This is a genomic window from Psychrobacillus sp. NPDC096389 (assembly GCF_044762855.1).
Taxonomy (GTDB): Bacteria; Bacillota; Bacilli; order Bacillales_A; family Planococcaceae; genus Psychrobacillus.
The window spans coordinates 24,659-38,104 of sequence record NZ_JBIWFB010000004.1; the positions used below are offsets into that span (position 1 = coordinate 24,659).

Below are 13,446 nucleotides of genomic sequence, written 5' to 3' on the forward strand. Positions count from 1 at the left end.
AACAATTGGAGTGCAGTTTTTTAGTTCTTTAACCTCTAGCAACATTGTTTAATTAAAGTACTACAATCTTAAATATCAATCCTTTGACGAGCAACTAAAAAGTTGCATATAATAGATGCATGTGGGACAAAGACGCTATATTCAAAGCACTCAGTGACTCAACTCGGCGACTGATGTTAGACGAGCTATCTGAACGTAACGAAATAACGTTATATGAATTAACGGCACGTCTCATTATGAAGCACAACCTTACCATATCGCGACAAGGGATAGCCAAACATCTTTCTGTATTGGAAGATGCAGGGCTTGTACAATCAAAACGAAAGGGAAAATATCGAGTGCTCATATTCGACAACGAACCACTTAAAAACTTGCTGAAAGGATGGGTAGATTAATTTTATTAAAATAAAATATCCTGCAGGCGTAAGTAAGGTTATAAAAAGTAGATAAAGTCACTTAGTGTGTTTTGAATGGACCAGTAAAAATGGCATGATAGGAACAGGATTTCGGACAAACAAGTAGTTTTTTGCTTAAAGCTACAAGCACCATTCATCGCAAATACCAGGGAGGAAAAAACAATATGAAAATTATCGTTACTAGTATATTTGTAGAAAATCAAGACGAAGCATTAAAGTTTTATTCAGAAACGTTAGGCTTTATAAAAAAGCACGACGTTCCAGCTGGAGAATATAGATGGATTGCGCTTGTTTCTCCCGAGGAGCAAGCAGGTACTGAGCTTTTGCTCGAACCAAATAATCATCCGGCTGCCAAAGAGTATCAAAATAAGTTATTTGAAGAAGGCATACCAGTAACGATGTTTGGAGTTGCAGATATTAAGAAAGAGTACGAGCGATTAATGGAAAAGGGCGTAAAGTTTACTATGGAGCCGACCAAAATGGGAGAAGTTACAATAGCAGTCTTCGATGATACATGCGGCAACCTTATTCAGATAATACAGCAGTAACTTTTTCACGATATAGAACTAATCCAACAATTTATATTTAAGCCTGGCACTGTATTAAATCATCTATCCTCTATTGCTATTTTAGGGGATAGATGATTTTTTTCTTTTAATTTCTATAATAAAGAACGAAGAAAAAAGGAATCATTAATATAAGAATTGTACCTACAATAGTCATGGATATAATTTTTATAAGATCCTTTTTCAAGAAATTTGTTTAAAATAACCATTTAAAAGAGCCTCATGTGCAAATTAATGTTACAGTTAGAAAGAAAATTTTTAACATGAGTAGGAGAACAAACATGATTGAGATAAAAACATCTACATTAAGTGATGGAGAATTCAATAGAGGAGTATTTGCGACATGTGATATTAAAAAAGGAGCACTTTTACATGAGGCCCCTGTCATTGCTTATCCAAACGAAGAACATCAGTACATTGAGCAAACGATACTCGGTGATTATGCTTTTGAATATGGAACAAATAAATCGGCAATCCTTCTTGGGTATGGGATGTTGTTTAACCACTCTTATGAACCTAATGCAAGTTATGATATTAACTTTAAAAACCATACATTTGACTTTTACGCTTTCACAGATATAAAAGCGGGTGATGAAATTCTAATCAATTATAATGGTGATGTAGATGATAAAGATCCACTTTGGTTTAATCAGGAATAACATCTTAGGTTCGTTTGCTTAGTATCATATACAGTTTCAGCGGTATAAATAGTTAATGGCTAATTAAAAAGAGGGGATCCGCGTTAAAAATCCACCGACTGCAGGATTCACTGTATGTATTTGGGATGAAGGGTGAATGAAATAGAAAAGGAGTGCAGGTTGATGCCTGGCACTCCTTTTTCTATTTTAGCAAGTCAATCGAATCTAATCTCTTAGTCTGCTGATAATTTATTGAGTTCAATATCAATTTTTATAATTGTTAAATCTTGGTTATATCCCAGTTAAGTTTCCATCTCATTGATTATAAAACCTTTTGCAAAGGTGTTTAAAATATTAATTAGGCGTTTCGTCATTTCGGCAGGGGTTACATCAAAATCCTGTGCAATCCAGTCCATTATTAAACCAGCCGTACCGTAGGCCATATAGCGCTTTTGTGCATGATCATCAACAAAAGCAGTTTCATATTGAAAATTGAATTTAACTTTCAATAAGTGAAAAATCGCTTCAGGTAACTGACGGTGAATATGTGGCAATGTATCTTCTACTAATAATAATTTGAAGTAATCACGATGATCGTAAATGTAATACAGTAATTCGAATGAGTCAGGTGTTAACTCCGTTACTTTCATCCTATTATCGCTTTTGTACTTAGACACGCTGTAATATTGAATAGCTTCAAACATTTCATCCATCAACTCTTTAACAAGATCGTCTATATTCTGATAATACACATAAAAAGTTGTTCGATTGTATTGCGCATAGTCGACAATATCTATTACCGTAACAGCACTGAATCCTTTCTTATGTACCATTTCAATAAAGGCATTTTTTAAGAAATGCTTTGTACGTAAAGCTTGGGCGGAGTTGGGTTTCATAAACTATTTCTCCCCTATTAGACAAATTTAATGAAAGTGTTGGTTTATTCAACATTATAGCAACTTTTACGGATGGTTTATAGTAAAGAAGATTTAGTAAAATATACTTGTAAGTGACTTAGAATCATTAGGGGGTACTGACAATGAGATTTGAAAACAAAGTCGTAATTATTACAGGTGCTGCAGGTGGCATTGGTAAAGAGATTGCTCGTAAGCTTGCTAGTGAGGGAGCAAATTTAACACTTGTTGATTTAAATGAAGAAGCAGTGCAAGCTGTTGCAGCAGAACTTAACTTAGGGAAAGATCGTGTCCTTACACTAAAAGCAGATGTTTCAAAAGAAGCAGATGTAAAAAATTATGTAGACCAAACAATGGCAACATTCGGTCGTATTGATGGATTTGCAAATAATGCTGGGGTTGAAGGACCGGCAAAAACTTTAGAAGAAATTACAGAACAAGATTTCGATTTTGTATATAGCATTAACGTAAAAGGTGCTTTTTACGGTTTAAAATATGTATTACCAATCATGAAACAGCAACAAGCAGGATCAATCGTTAACAGCGCTTCCGTAGCCGGATTAATTGGCTCGCCAAATATGATGCTGTATAACTCTTCCAAACACGCATTAATGGGTATGAATAAAGTGGCGGCGTTAGAAGCTGCTCCGTATAATGTACGCGTTAACACAGTGAACCCTGGTGTCATCAATACACAAATGATGCGTCAGATTGAATCAAAAGTTGCTCCAGAAGCGGCAGAAGCAGCACGTTCAGCATATCAAGATGCTGTTCCAATGAAACGATATGGTGAACCACAAGAGGTAGCGAATGTCGTTGCATTTTTACTATCAGATGAAGCTTCTTATGTTAGTTCTTCATCTTACACAATCGATGGTGCATTATATAACATTTAACGACGGAGGGAAACAACATGAAACGTTTTGATGAAAAAGTAGTAATCGTAACAGGTGCAGGCTCCGGTCTTGGACAAGCAGCTTCTCTTCAATTAGCAGAGGAGGGTGCAAGATTAGTATTAGTGGACTTAAACGAAGCTGGCTTAAAAGAAACAGAAGAAAAAGTATTAGCCATTGCACCACAAGCTGAAACATTATTAATAGCAGCAAACGTAGCAGATGAAGAAGCTGTAAAAGGCTATGTAGATGCAACGGTTGAAAAGTTTGGCAAAATTGATGGCTTCTTTAACAATGCAGGAATCGAAGGAAAACAAAACTTAACAGAAGACTTCGGCAGCGAAGAATTCCAAAAAGTTGTTTCTATTAACTTAAATGGTGTTTTCTACGGCATGAAATATGTATTAAAAGTAATGAAAGAACAAGGCACTGGTTCAATTGTAAATACTGCCTCTGTTGGTGGTATTCGCGGGGTAGGTAATCAATCTGGTTACGCAGCATCTAAACACGGTGTAGTAGGGTTAACACGTAACTCTGCCATTGAATATGGACAATTCGGCGTATCAATTAAAGCAATCGCTCCAGGTGCAATTATGACACCAATGGTAGAGGGCTCATTACGTCAAATAGGTGGGGATAATTGGGAAGAGGTAGGAAAAGAGTTCGTAAAACCAAACCCAATGCGTCGCTTCGGTAAACCAGAAGAGGTTGGTTACTTAGTTGCCTTCCTACTTTCTAATCAAGCAGATTTCATTAATGGTGTCGTTGTGCCAATCGACGGTGGTCAATCTTATAAATATTAATTATTGTCGATGTATTAGATGTATCGACAAGCATACAAAAGGTATTGGGAAACCAATACCTTTTTTGTAGTTTAGGGAATAATAAAGTTTTTTACATATGGATAGCTTTCTATAGGAGGTCCTACGTCCAGATTCCAGCGCACAGCTCGTCGCTTGCGCTTTTATTCTTAATTGGTAAAAAAGTTATTCGAATTGCTTTTTTGATTAATGTATGAAAATATAGAGTTCGAAAAAGCTTATTGTAGTTAAATAAAAATGGAACTATAGAGATTGAAGGGATATGCCGTAATGGAACATAACATAACCGTATTAATCTGTGACGATAATGTCGCAGTGCATGAAAGTATCAATGCTTATTTACAAGCTGAAGGTATGAATAGTGTATCTGCTTACGACGGAGAGATGGCACTCAAGCTCCTTAAAGAAAATAATTATGATTTAGTAGTACTTGATATTATGATGCCTGGTCTTTTTGGGACAGAAGTATGTAAGGAAATACGCAAAACCAGCGATATCCCTATACTTATGTTAAGTGCAAGAAGCGAAGAAATAGACCGGATTGTTGGACTTGAAATTGGTGCGGATGACTATATCACCAAGCCCTTCTCTCCCCGTGAGATAGTTGTGAGGATCAAGACGATACTGAAACGAGTGCAACCGAAAAAAGAAAATCCCCAGTATTTGAAAGCAGGAAATTTATCCATTGATGTGGAGGGATATGAAGTGCTGGTCAATAATCTAGAAATTGAATTTACTGCAAAAGAAGTAGAGTTATTGGCATTTCTAGTAAAAAATAAAGCAAAAGTGGTCAGCCGTGAGGAATTGCTGTACAAAGTTTGGGGATATGATTATATCGGAGACACACGTGCAGTTGATACTTTGATCAAACGAATCCGACAAAAATTCGCAAAAACTTCTACCGATTTCTCCATAAAGTCTGTCTACGGTGTCGGGTATAAATTTGAGGTAAGTGTATGAAACGGTTATTTTCAAGCAAGCTGTGTATTGCAATTGTCATCCTAGCAATCTTTATCTCAGGTCAGCTGTTGGGGGCTTTTGCCATCAAACATTACTTTAGCCAATCAAAAATCGAAGAACTACAGCCACCTCTCACATTAATTGGAGAAGAGGTTGCAAGCGGTGAAAATATAAGCAGAACGGATGATTATTTTATAAAGGCATATGATGTCCATGGAAAGGAAATCGATGTCTACAAAGACGATTCTGCCTCAAAAATTACCTCTGAAACGAAAGTGAATGAAAAGTTAACCTCCTACTTGCCGAAAATCATCAGTGGCAAAACCGTGGTGGAAATCCACGAAGTACCGGGATATTCAGCAAAAGCAATTATGATTGGACAACCACTGGTCCAAGACAACAAAGTAACAGGTGGTATCTATCTGTTAAAAGAGGCACGTGCTTATCAAGCGGCGCTTAATGGTTTCTACCTTGTATTCTTCGTTACTTTGGCGATTGGAACCGTCATTATCCTAGTTTTTCTTGCAATGTTTATCAAAGAGAAAAACCAACTAGAACAAATGCGCAAAGACTATGTCGCCAATATTAGCCATGAACTGAAAACACCTCTTGCATCTATCAAAGCATTGACAGAAACACTGGCGGACCATGTCGTCACCGATCAGAAAAAAATTGATCAATACTACAGCATTATCTTGAGGGAAAGTGTTCGCTTGGAAAAACTTATTTCTGATTTGCTGGAATTATCTAGGCTGCAGTATAAAAAAACGACATATACCAAATCAGTTATGAACACAAAAGAGATCATAGCCAAGGTTTCAGAGCCTTTTGCTATATTGGCAGATGACATGGATCTTCAATTTCAAATCACAGAGCGGGCAAAAAGTTTGCCTGCGACCTATTCAAATGAAGATCGTATCACACAAGTGCTTACCATCTTGCTAGATAACGCATTTAAGTTCACACCGGAACATGGCCAAGTGACGATCGATGCCAAGACAACTGCACGTAAAGCGGAGATCATGGTAATGGATAATGGACCGGGAATTTCTAAAGAAGTTCTTCCACATATTTTCGGTCGGTTTAACAAGGAAGATTTATCCCATACAAGTATAGGCAGTGGCTTAGGGCTTTCCATTGCGCTTGAAATAATGGAGCAGCTTGGGGAAAGAATCAGTGTGAAAAGCCAGGCTAATGCAGGAACTACATTTACTATCACCTTAAAAAAAGCATAATATTTTCGGCAGAAAAACGTTCGTTTTACATCGTTTTTCTGCCATTTTTGTGCCACAATGTTTTGTTATGATCAACTTATCAAAAGAACAAACAAAATAATTAGGAGTGATGCACAATGAAAAAATCTATATCAACTATTTTATCAATGTCTATTGCAGTTGGATTATTAGCTGGTTGTTCAACAAACGATTCCAAAGAGACGGCTCCAAAAACGAATGTTGAAACAGAAACAACTCAACAAGCAGAAACAAAGCCTGAGGCAATTGATACTTCTTTCATTAAGAATAAGCAATTAGATATAAAGTATGGAAACCAATCTGAAGCCCAGAAGCTAGACATTTATTGGCCGAATGAAGGCGAAGGACCATTTCCAGTTATAATTGCAATCCATGGTGGCGGATTCATGCAGGGAGATAAAACAGGTACGGACCTGACTGCTATGATCGAGGGTGTGAATCACGGATATGCAGTGGTAGCAGTTAACTATAGACTTTCGGGAGAAGCAATATTTCCTGCAGCGATTAGTGATATAAAAGCAGCAATTCGTTATGTTAAAGCCAATGCAAAAGAATACAACATGGATTCTGAGAAAGTTGTGGCATGGGGAGGTAGTGCGGGTGGAAACTTAGCAGCACTAATAGGTACTAGTGGAGATTCCAACTCTTTAAATGGTGAAAATCCTGAAAACATGGAATATACTTCTGAAGTACAAGCTGTTGTTGATTGGTATGGACAAATTGACTTTTTGAAACTAGATGAGCAATTTAAGGAATCTGGTATCACGTCGAAAATGGGAGAACGAAGCGCAGCTGATTCTCCGGAAAGCAAGTACATCGGTGGAAACATTACGGAAAATATAGAACAAGTAGAAAAAGCGAATCCGACAACTTATATTACAAAAAATGATCCAGCCTTTTTTATCCAACATGGAACGGCTGATCCGAATGTGCCTACCCAACAGTCCATTGATTTCTCTGAAAAACTTATAGATGTTTTAGGAGATGAAAAAGTGGAGCTTACACTTTTGGAAGGCGCTGTCCATGGAGGACAACCTTTTAATTCAGAGGAAAACCTTCAAGAAGTATTTGGTTTTCTTGACCGTGTATTGAAATAAATTCAAGCAGGTAGCAATTATTGCTACCTGTTTTTTAATTTTGCTGTTTTATAAACTAGTGACCATTTCTTTATAAAGACATATAAGCAACTAAAGGCTGCTAACACAAAGCTCGATCCAGTGAGAACCTGGACTTAAACTCAGTGTAATGAATTTAGTGAACTATAATAAAGTACTAAGAAGAATACTTTTCCTCGTGGGGCATATATACTAATGGTGCACTTTCCAGTGAAGGGAGAAATCCAATGAATGAAATAGTGAATGACAAGTTGTATGAAACAAGAAAAGAGCTAGTTAAGGAGATTACCGAATTAAGTGATGCCCAATTTAATACTAAGCTTGACCCCAATAAGTGGAGTATAGCGCAAGTTGTCCATCACCTCGTTTTAACAGAAGAAGCATCTATAAAGGCTATTGCATGGGGATTAAAGGAGAATGTTAGCACGAAAAAAGAGCGTAAAGAAATTCAGCTAATATTATTAGATAGAAGGAAAAAGATTAAGGCTCCCCAAATAGTGGAACCTTATGCAGAACCATTTGAAGTGCTGCAAATACTGGATTTGCTAAATGAGACTAGAAAAAGATTGATAGCTTTTCTTAACACTCTAGAGGACAAATCAACATTAGCTGACAAATCAATGTACCATCCAGCCTTTGGTGAACTACCTCTGGATCAATGGGTGGAACATATATATTTACATGAACAGCGACATATCGAACAAATAAAAGAATTAAAGTTCCTTTTAGAAATAAGGCAATAATGTTCCTCTATAAAGAGGAGCCGTTTTGAATAATGCTTAAATATTTGGAAAGAAGTTGAATTATTCAGTCTCTTTAGATATGATTATCTAAAGAGTTTTTTTATTTAAAGGAAAAAGAATGGATGTTAATGACTGAACATTCATTCAATTTTATTTGTGTTGTGTGAAATAGCACAAGCCTTACTACTTATGCTAATAGAGAGAATAGAATAGTCTACTTTTTTACTACAAAGTTTTTACTTGGGGGATGTCTATGTGGAGGATTTTAAAGACCTTTTTTATTCTAGAAAAATCAAATAAAAAAAATATATTTGCTTGTATCATTGTAGCGGCTTTTGTTTTTGGTTTGATGTTTTTTGTGAAAACGGAGGATTTGGGGAACTCCATAAAAGAAAAATCGGGAGAATATCAGTCACTTTCTTTGGCGCTTACTAAGTTTCAAAATGTGGATGCAACAGAAGAAGGAAAAGGCAGTGATTTATATAAGAATTTAGTAGTGCAGCAACAATTAATAGCTAAGCAAAGAATGGCGGTAAAAGTGGATCGACCAGAATGGTTTTTGGATACCGCATTAGAGGTGGTGAATCTAAGGGCTAGCGCATTTGATATGGAAGGATTTGATAAGGTTGCCAGTAATCTACCTACCAAAACGGAGAACGAATTGGAAAGTGTATTTTATAAACATATAAAGAAAACAGGAACTCCTTTATCTTTGGATTCTTTATCTTTTTTTCCGTTTCTCGCTTATTTGTTTGGCATGTTAGGTTCCCTTTGGTTCATCTTTATGAGCATTTATTCCTGTGGGATCATGGTAGAAGATTTCCGGCATACGTCATTAATTAAGGGGTATCCAACAACGTTTGATAAGTATGTGATGGCTAAATGTATTTCATCTATGCTTCTAGTAGGGGTATTTCTATTAGAGTTATTTATTTGCAGCCTACCATTGATTTACTTTAAGGGGTTAGGAGACCCTACATATCCTATTGCTATCTTTAATGGTACTTTTGATGTTTACCCGATTTACAAATACATAGGTTTAGCTATTCTTTATATGATTTGTATTTCTATTTTTACAATCCTCTTATCAGTCATTTTAAATGTTTTATTGAAGAATATGTATTTGACCTTGTTCTTGGAATTGTTATTATTTGTATTCCCTATCTTATTTCCAAGCATGATGAATTTTCTACCATTTAACCCCTTTAATTATATGAATTTTACTAGCGTATTGAATGGACAAACGCTCGATCTTGCCGACCCAGTCACCTTAAATAGCACATATGGACTTATGTATATTGGGATAAGTATTGTCCTAATGATCGTTGCTGTAAAGTTATTTTTGACTACTGGAAAACTAAAAAAGGTGTAGGGGGCGAGGTGATGCGCGCGTATTTTAAGATGGAGTTTTTACAATTTATGAGCAATAAAAAGAATATCGCAATTTACGTTCTTCTACTTTTCTTCTCTTGTTACTATGCGCTCATAATAGCTCCGGCATATGATCCTATTGAAAAAGTAGATGTAAGTGAAATAGAGGCAAGGTATTTAACAAAAGAAGAGTTTCTAAATAATGTAGTGATTAATGATTGGACCCATCCTTTAACAAGATTTGCCGCTTCCATATACCCAGAATGGAATGAATATGAAAAAGAAAGATTAGATGCTATTAAACAGCATAATTTAAAAGATTATGCGGAGGCCACATTTAAATGGTATGCGTACTCAGATAATATAATTTTTAACTGGGGAGGCGAATTTCTCTTCTATAATCCAGGGTATTACACGTATGGTAATGATTACGCAAGGATGGACGGGCACTATGGGTATTTATATTCTGCCAGTCGTTACGAAGGCTATACTGAAGGGGAATCGGATTTATCTGTAAATGTTTTCGAGGAAAGGACTGTGTTACAAACAGTACAACGTTTGCTCCATTCCTACTTACCACTGGTTCTCATCGTGAGTTGCATACTTTTCACAGTGGATGTTGTGCTAAAGGATCGAAGGAATCCAACGTTACTACAAGGGTTACCCCTTTCAGATTGGCAGAAGTTAATAGTTAAAGGAGGGGTTTCCTTATTAGGAAGCCTGCTAGCAATTATTCCGCTTACCGTAGGCTTATTTATAATAGGCGCCCGATACGGTTTTGGTGATTTTGATTTACCAGTTCCGATTTATTCCGCGGGGGAAAAAGTATTTTCAAATATATTGATGCGCGACTATCTCATACAAAACACACTACTTCTAGTTTGCTGGTTTTTATTCTTTATTTCGTTGACAATGCTTGTAAGTGTAACGATAAAAAATGAGTTTGCCAATCTATTGGTAGGTTGTGTGTTCGTTATTGCTGAATTTATGTACTACGTTAGAGGAATAGGTGCTATTCGAGATGTCCATTGGTATCCAACAAGTTATGTGCAAACAGGCCAAGTTCTTTCAGGCTATCGCAACTATCTCTATGGAACCGAAGCACTTACTTTTGGAACTGGAATGTTCGTAATTGGAGTTTGTGCCTGTGTTTTTCTATGTATCACTTTCTTGATCAGTCGTCGAAGAAAGTTTAAGTTATTCTAGTTTTATAGGGATGGAGGGAAGTTATGATTGAACTGAAAAATGTTGGTGTCCGGTTTTCTGGGAGAGATATTTTAAAAGATATCTCGGTGATGTTCCATCCAGGTGAAATAATTGGCCTAGTAGCTCCTAACGGAACAGGGAAGTCAACGCTTATGAATGTTATCATGAATTATATCAATCCAAACAAAGGGAAAGTTATTCTAAACGATACATTGGAGTATACAAATAAAAAGAATGAAGTAAAAATCCATCAGCTCGTATCTATGATGCCGGATCAAAGTGACTTATACGATCAAATTTCCGGGAAAGAGCATTTAAAGATTTTTTCCTCGATGTGGAAAAGTGACGCAACACTAATAGAAAGTACAATAAAAGAACTGGGAATGGATTCCTATATAAATAAGCGTACAGGTACTTATTCTTTAGGAATGCGCCAAAGACTCTGTTTTGCCATGCAAATTGTATCAAATACTCAAGTCATGTTAATGGACGAAGTGATGAATGGCTTAGACCCAACGCATGTCGAGCTGATTTCGCAAATATTAGTGAAAAAGAAGTCGGAAGGAAAAACGATTATAGTAGCTTCTCATTTATTAGAAAACCTAGAAAAGTATGCAGATCGTATTTACTTTATGAAAAATGGTCAGCTAATGCTTATTAGTGAAGAGCTCAAAGAGAGAGAAATAACAACTGTTCGGGTAATAGGAATAACAGATGATTTGAAGGAGAGGTTTTCAAATAAATTTACAGAAACAAATGTACTGACATTGCCTAATGGCATTACTTTAATCGATGTACGGGGATATGATTCAAAGAAATTAGCACATATTGTAGAGTTTCTAAAGGTAAACCAACTAACCGAGTTTAGTTTTGGGAAAGTAACATTGAATGACTTGTATTCAATGCATTATCAAGAAGGATAAAGAATTGGTAATATAACGATAAAGTTACTATATAAGGAGTGAATGACATAGAAGCTTTTGTAGAATATTTAGCAGGTATTGATAACCCAGAACATCGGGAACGAACGGAAGAGGTTTTGACTTGGGTATCTGAAAAATTTCCTAGTCTAAAGCAGGAGATTAAATGGAAACAGCCGATGTTCACCGACCATGGTACATATATTATTGGATTTAGCGTATCTAAAAAGCATTTAGCTGTTGCTCCTGAGGAAGCAGGGATAAATCATTTTGCAGAGGATATTGCGAAGGCTGGCTATGATCATACCAAGGGTTTGGTACGTATTCCGTGGAATGGTCCAGTAGATTATTCATTGCTTGAGAAAATGATTGAATTTAACATTTTCGATAAGGCAGAATGTTCAACGTTTTGGCGGTAGTAAAGTTTAATTAGAATCCCTTCCATGATTAACTTTTGGAAGGGGTTTTTAGATTTAATAATCAATAATGTAAAAAATATAGAGCAACAAAACAGTTAAAGTGAGAACGAAGAAAACCCTACAAACTAGTGCACAAAATGTCGGATGATTGAATTCACTTACTGGTATTCTATGGAGAATAAGGAGGTCATTAAATTGGATTTGCTCAAAAATATGAATAGTGCCATTAATTTTATTGAGGAAAACCTTACTGATGATATTGATTTTACAGAAGTTGCTAGGCGAGCTTATTGCTCTGAATACCATTTTAAAAGGATGTTTTCATTCCTTGCAGGAACTACACTATCTGAGTATATTCGCAGAAGACGACTTACGCTTGCGGCATTTGAACTAAGAGATAGCAACGTAAGGGTCATTGATATAGCGATCAAATACGGATACAATTCACCAGATTCTTTTGCTAGAGCGTTTCAACAATTGCATGGTATCACTCCATCCGAAGCTAGAAAGAATGGTCATTCATTAAAAGCCTATCCATCAATGTCCTTCCAATTATCTATACAAGGAGGCAGTGAAATGAACTATCGAATGGAAGAAAAAGAAGCATTTCGTATTATAGGAATTAAAAAAAGGGTCCCCATTATTTTTAAAGGTGTTAATCCAGAGATTGCTTCTATGTGGAAAAGCTTGGATATGAAAATGATTGATAAACTGAAAGAACTATCAAATGTCGAGCCAGTAGGTCTGTTGAGTGCATCTACAAATTTCTCTGAAGGTAGGATGGAGGAAAAAGGGGAATTAGACCATTATATTGGTGTAGCGACAACAAAAGAATGTCCTGATAATTTAACAAGTCTTGAAGTATCAGCATCCACATGGGCCGTATTTGAAGCAGTTGGACCTTTTCCTGAAACACTACAAAATGTATGGGGGCGAATTTATTCAGAATGGTTTCCTTCTTCTAACTATGAACAAATAGAGGGTCCAGAAATCCTTTGGAATGAAAGTAAAGATGTAACTTCCCCGACTTTTAAAAGTGAAATATGGATTCCTGTTTTGAAGAAATAATTGATTAGTGTTACCCGAAGAGTCGTTTTAAAAACTCATATTTTTTCTAAACTATAAGTTATTCGTTAACCTTTCCATTTTAGTGAGCGAGTTGCGGCTTCCGAAATTTGTTGGGACGGATATTGCTGTAAGGGAGGAAGAGA

At 36.2% G+C, this 13,446-nt stretch carries 15 protein-coding genes; 14 read left to right on the forward strand and 1 reads right to left on the reverse strand.

Annotation, left to right across the window (positions count from 1 at the left end; translation table 11 throughout):
* Nucleotides 1-119: 119 nt before the first annotated feature.
* The 3 genes from ACIQ38_RS11645 (at nt 120) to ACIQ38_RS11655 (ending at nt 1,641) form a co-directional block, all read left to right on the forward strand.
* Nucleotides 120-395 carry an ArsR/SmtB family transcription factor gene (locus ACIQ38_RS11645; protein WP_402822643.1) on the forward strand — a complete coding sequence of 92 codons (276 nt, stop codon included), beginning with the start codon at nt 120-122 and terminating at the stop codon, nt 393-395.
* A 185-nt stretch (nt 396-580) separates the two neighbouring features.
* A complete protein-coding gene (locus ACIQ38_RS11650) occupies nt 581-964 on the forward strand; it encodes a VOC family protein (protein WP_402822646.1) in 384 nt (127 codons plus the stop codon).
* Between the two features lie 299 nt (nt 965-1,263).
* A complete protein-coding gene (locus ACIQ38_RS11655; RefSeq protein ID WP_402822649.1) occupies nt 1,264-1,641 on the forward strand; it encodes an SET domain-containing protein in 378 nt (125 codons plus the stop codon).
* 281 nt (nt 1,642-1,922) lie between these two features.
* Here ACIQ38_RS11655 and ACIQ38_RS11660 read toward each other — a convergent pair whose 3' ends face one another.
* Nucleotides 1,923-2,516, reverse strand: coding sequence for a TetR/AcrR family transcriptional regulator (locus ACIQ38_RS11660; RefSeq protein ID WP_402822652.1), 594 nt, complete (start codon nt 2,514-2,516; stop codon nt 1,923-1,925).
* A 143-nt stretch (nt 2,517-2,659) separates the two neighbouring features.
* Here ACIQ38_RS11660 and ACIQ38_RS11665 point away from each other — a divergent pair, with 143 nt between their 5' ends.
* The 11 genes from ACIQ38_RS11665 (at nt 2,660) to ACIQ38_RS11715 (ending at nt 13,303) form a co-directional block, all read left to right on the forward strand.
* Nucleotides 2,660-3,430, forward strand: a complete 771-nt coding sequence (locus ACIQ38_RS11665) for an SDR family NAD(P)-dependent oxidoreductase (protein WP_402822655.1) — start codon at nt 2,660-2,662, stop codon at nt 3,428-3,430.
* Between the two features lie 17 nt (nt 3,431-3,447).
* The gene (locus ACIQ38_RS11670) at nt 3,448-4,230 is read left to right on the forward strand and encodes a glucose 1-dehydrogenase (protein WP_402822658.1); all 783 of its coding nucleotides are present in this window, start codon (nt 3,448-3,450) and stop codon (nt 4,228-4,230) included.
* 288 nt (nt 4,231-4,518) lie between these two features.
* Nucleotides 4,519-5,208: a response regulator transcription factor gene (locus tag ACIQ38_RS11675; protein WP_402822661.1), complete on the forward strand. Its 690-nt coding sequence runs from the start codon at nt 4,519-4,521 to the stop codon at nt 5,206-5,208.
* Entirely contained in the window at nt 5,205-6,443 is a 1,239-nt protein-coding gene (locus ACIQ38_RS11680; protein WP_402822664.1) for a sensor histidine kinase, read from the forward strand. The genes ACIQ38_RS11675 and ACIQ38_RS11680 overlap by 4 nt, the downstream gene beginning before the upstream one ends.
* Before the next feature lie 116 nt (nt 6,444-6,559).
* On the forward strand, nt 6,560-7,558 hold the full coding sequence (locus ACIQ38_RS11685; protein WP_402822667.1) for an alpha/beta hydrolase fold domain-containing protein: 999 nt from the start codon (nt 6,560-6,562) through the stop codon (nt 7,556-7,558).
* A 245-nt stretch (nt 7,559-7,803) separates the two neighbouring features.
* Nucleotides 7,804-8,319, forward strand: coding sequence for a DinB family protein (locus ACIQ38_RS11690; RefSeq protein WP_402822670.1), 516 nt, complete (start codon nt 7,804-7,806; stop codon nt 8,317-8,319).
* 253 nt (nt 8,320-8,572) lie between these two features.
* A complete protein-coding gene (locus ACIQ38_RS11695; RefSeq protein ID WP_402822673.1) occupies nt 8,573-9,691 on the forward strand; it encodes an ABC transporter in 1,119 nt (372 codons plus the stop codon).
* Nucleotides 9,692-9,702: 11 nt separating this feature from the next.
* The gene (locus ACIQ38_RS11700) at nt 9,703-10,896 is read left to right on the forward strand and encodes an ABC transporter permease (RefSeq protein ID WP_402822676.1); all 1,194 of its coding nucleotides are present in this window, start codon (nt 9,703-9,705) and stop codon (nt 10,894-10,896) included.
* Nucleotides 10,897-10,919: 23 nt separating this feature from the next.
* Nucleotides 10,920-11,819 carry an ABC transporter ATP-binding protein gene (locus ACIQ38_RS11705; RefSeq protein WP_402822679.1) on the forward strand — a complete coding sequence of 300 codons (900 nt, stop codon included), beginning with the start codon at nt 10,920-10,922 and terminating at the stop codon, nt 11,817-11,819.
* A 47-nt stretch (nt 11,820-11,866) separates the two neighbouring features.
* Entirely contained in the window at nt 11,867-12,235 is a 369-nt protein-coding gene (locus ACIQ38_RS11710) for an iron chaperone (protein WP_402823533.1), read from the forward strand.
* A 195-nt stretch (nt 12,236-12,430) separates the two neighbouring features.
* On the forward strand, nt 12,431-13,303 hold the full coding sequence (locus tag ACIQ38_RS11715) for an AraC family transcriptional regulator (protein ID WP_402822683.1): 873 nt from the start codon (nt 12,431-12,433) through the stop codon (nt 13,301-13,303).
* The last annotated feature ends 143 nt before the right edge of the window (nt 13,304-13,446 follow it).

Bases quoted from the DNA above. Each gene is read 5' to 3' on its own strand.
- ACIQ38_RS11645 (WP_402822643.1), top strand. From the start codon at position 120: ATGTGGGACAAAGACGCTATATTCAAAGCACTCAGTGACTCAACTCGG.
- ACIQ38_RS11650 (WP_402822646.1), top strand. From the start codon at position 581: ATGAAAATTATCGTTACTAGTATATTTGTAGAAAATCAAGACGAAGCA.
- ACIQ38_RS11655 (WP_402822649.1), top strand. From the start codon at position 1,264: ATGATTGAGATAAAAACATCTACATTAAGTGATGGAGAATTCAATAGA.
- ACIQ38_RS11660 (WP_402822652.1), bottom strand. From the start codon at position 2,516: ATGAAACCCAACTCCGCCCAAGCTTTACGTACAAAGCATTTCTTAAAA.
- ACIQ38_RS11665 (WP_402822655.1), top strand. From the start codon at position 2,660: ATGAGATTTGAAAACAAAGTCGTAATTATTACAGGTGCTGCAGGTGGC.
- ACIQ38_RS11670 (WP_402822658.1), top strand. From the start codon at position 3,448: ATGAAACGTTTTGATGAAAAAGTAGTAATCGTAACAGGTGCAGGCTCC.
- ACIQ38_RS11675 (WP_402822661.1), top strand. From the start codon at position 4,519: ATGGAACATAACATAACCGTATTAATCTGTGACGATAATGTCGCAGTG.
- ACIQ38_RS11680 (WP_402822664.1), top strand. From the start codon at position 5,205: ATGAAACGGTTATTTTCAAGCAAGCTGTGTATTGCAATTGTCATCCTA.
- ACIQ38_RS11685 (WP_402822667.1), top strand. From the start codon at position 6,560: ATGAAAAAATCTATATCAACTATTTTATCAATGTCTATTGCAGTTGGA.
- ACIQ38_RS11690 (WP_402822670.1), top strand. From the start codon at position 7,804: ATGAATGAAATAGTGAATGACAAGTTGTATGAAACAAGAAAAGAGCTA.
- ACIQ38_RS11695 (WP_402822673.1), top strand. From the start codon at position 8,573: ATGTGGAGGATTTTAAAGACCTTTTTTATTCTAGAAAAATCAAATAAA.
- ACIQ38_RS11700 (WP_402822676.1), top strand. From the start codon at position 9,703: ATGCGCGCGTATTTTAAGATGGAGTTTTTACAATTTATGAGCAATAAA.
- ACIQ38_RS11705 (WP_402822679.1), top strand. From the start codon at position 10,920: ATGATTGAACTGAAAAATGTTGGTGTCCGGTTTTCTGGGAGAGATATT.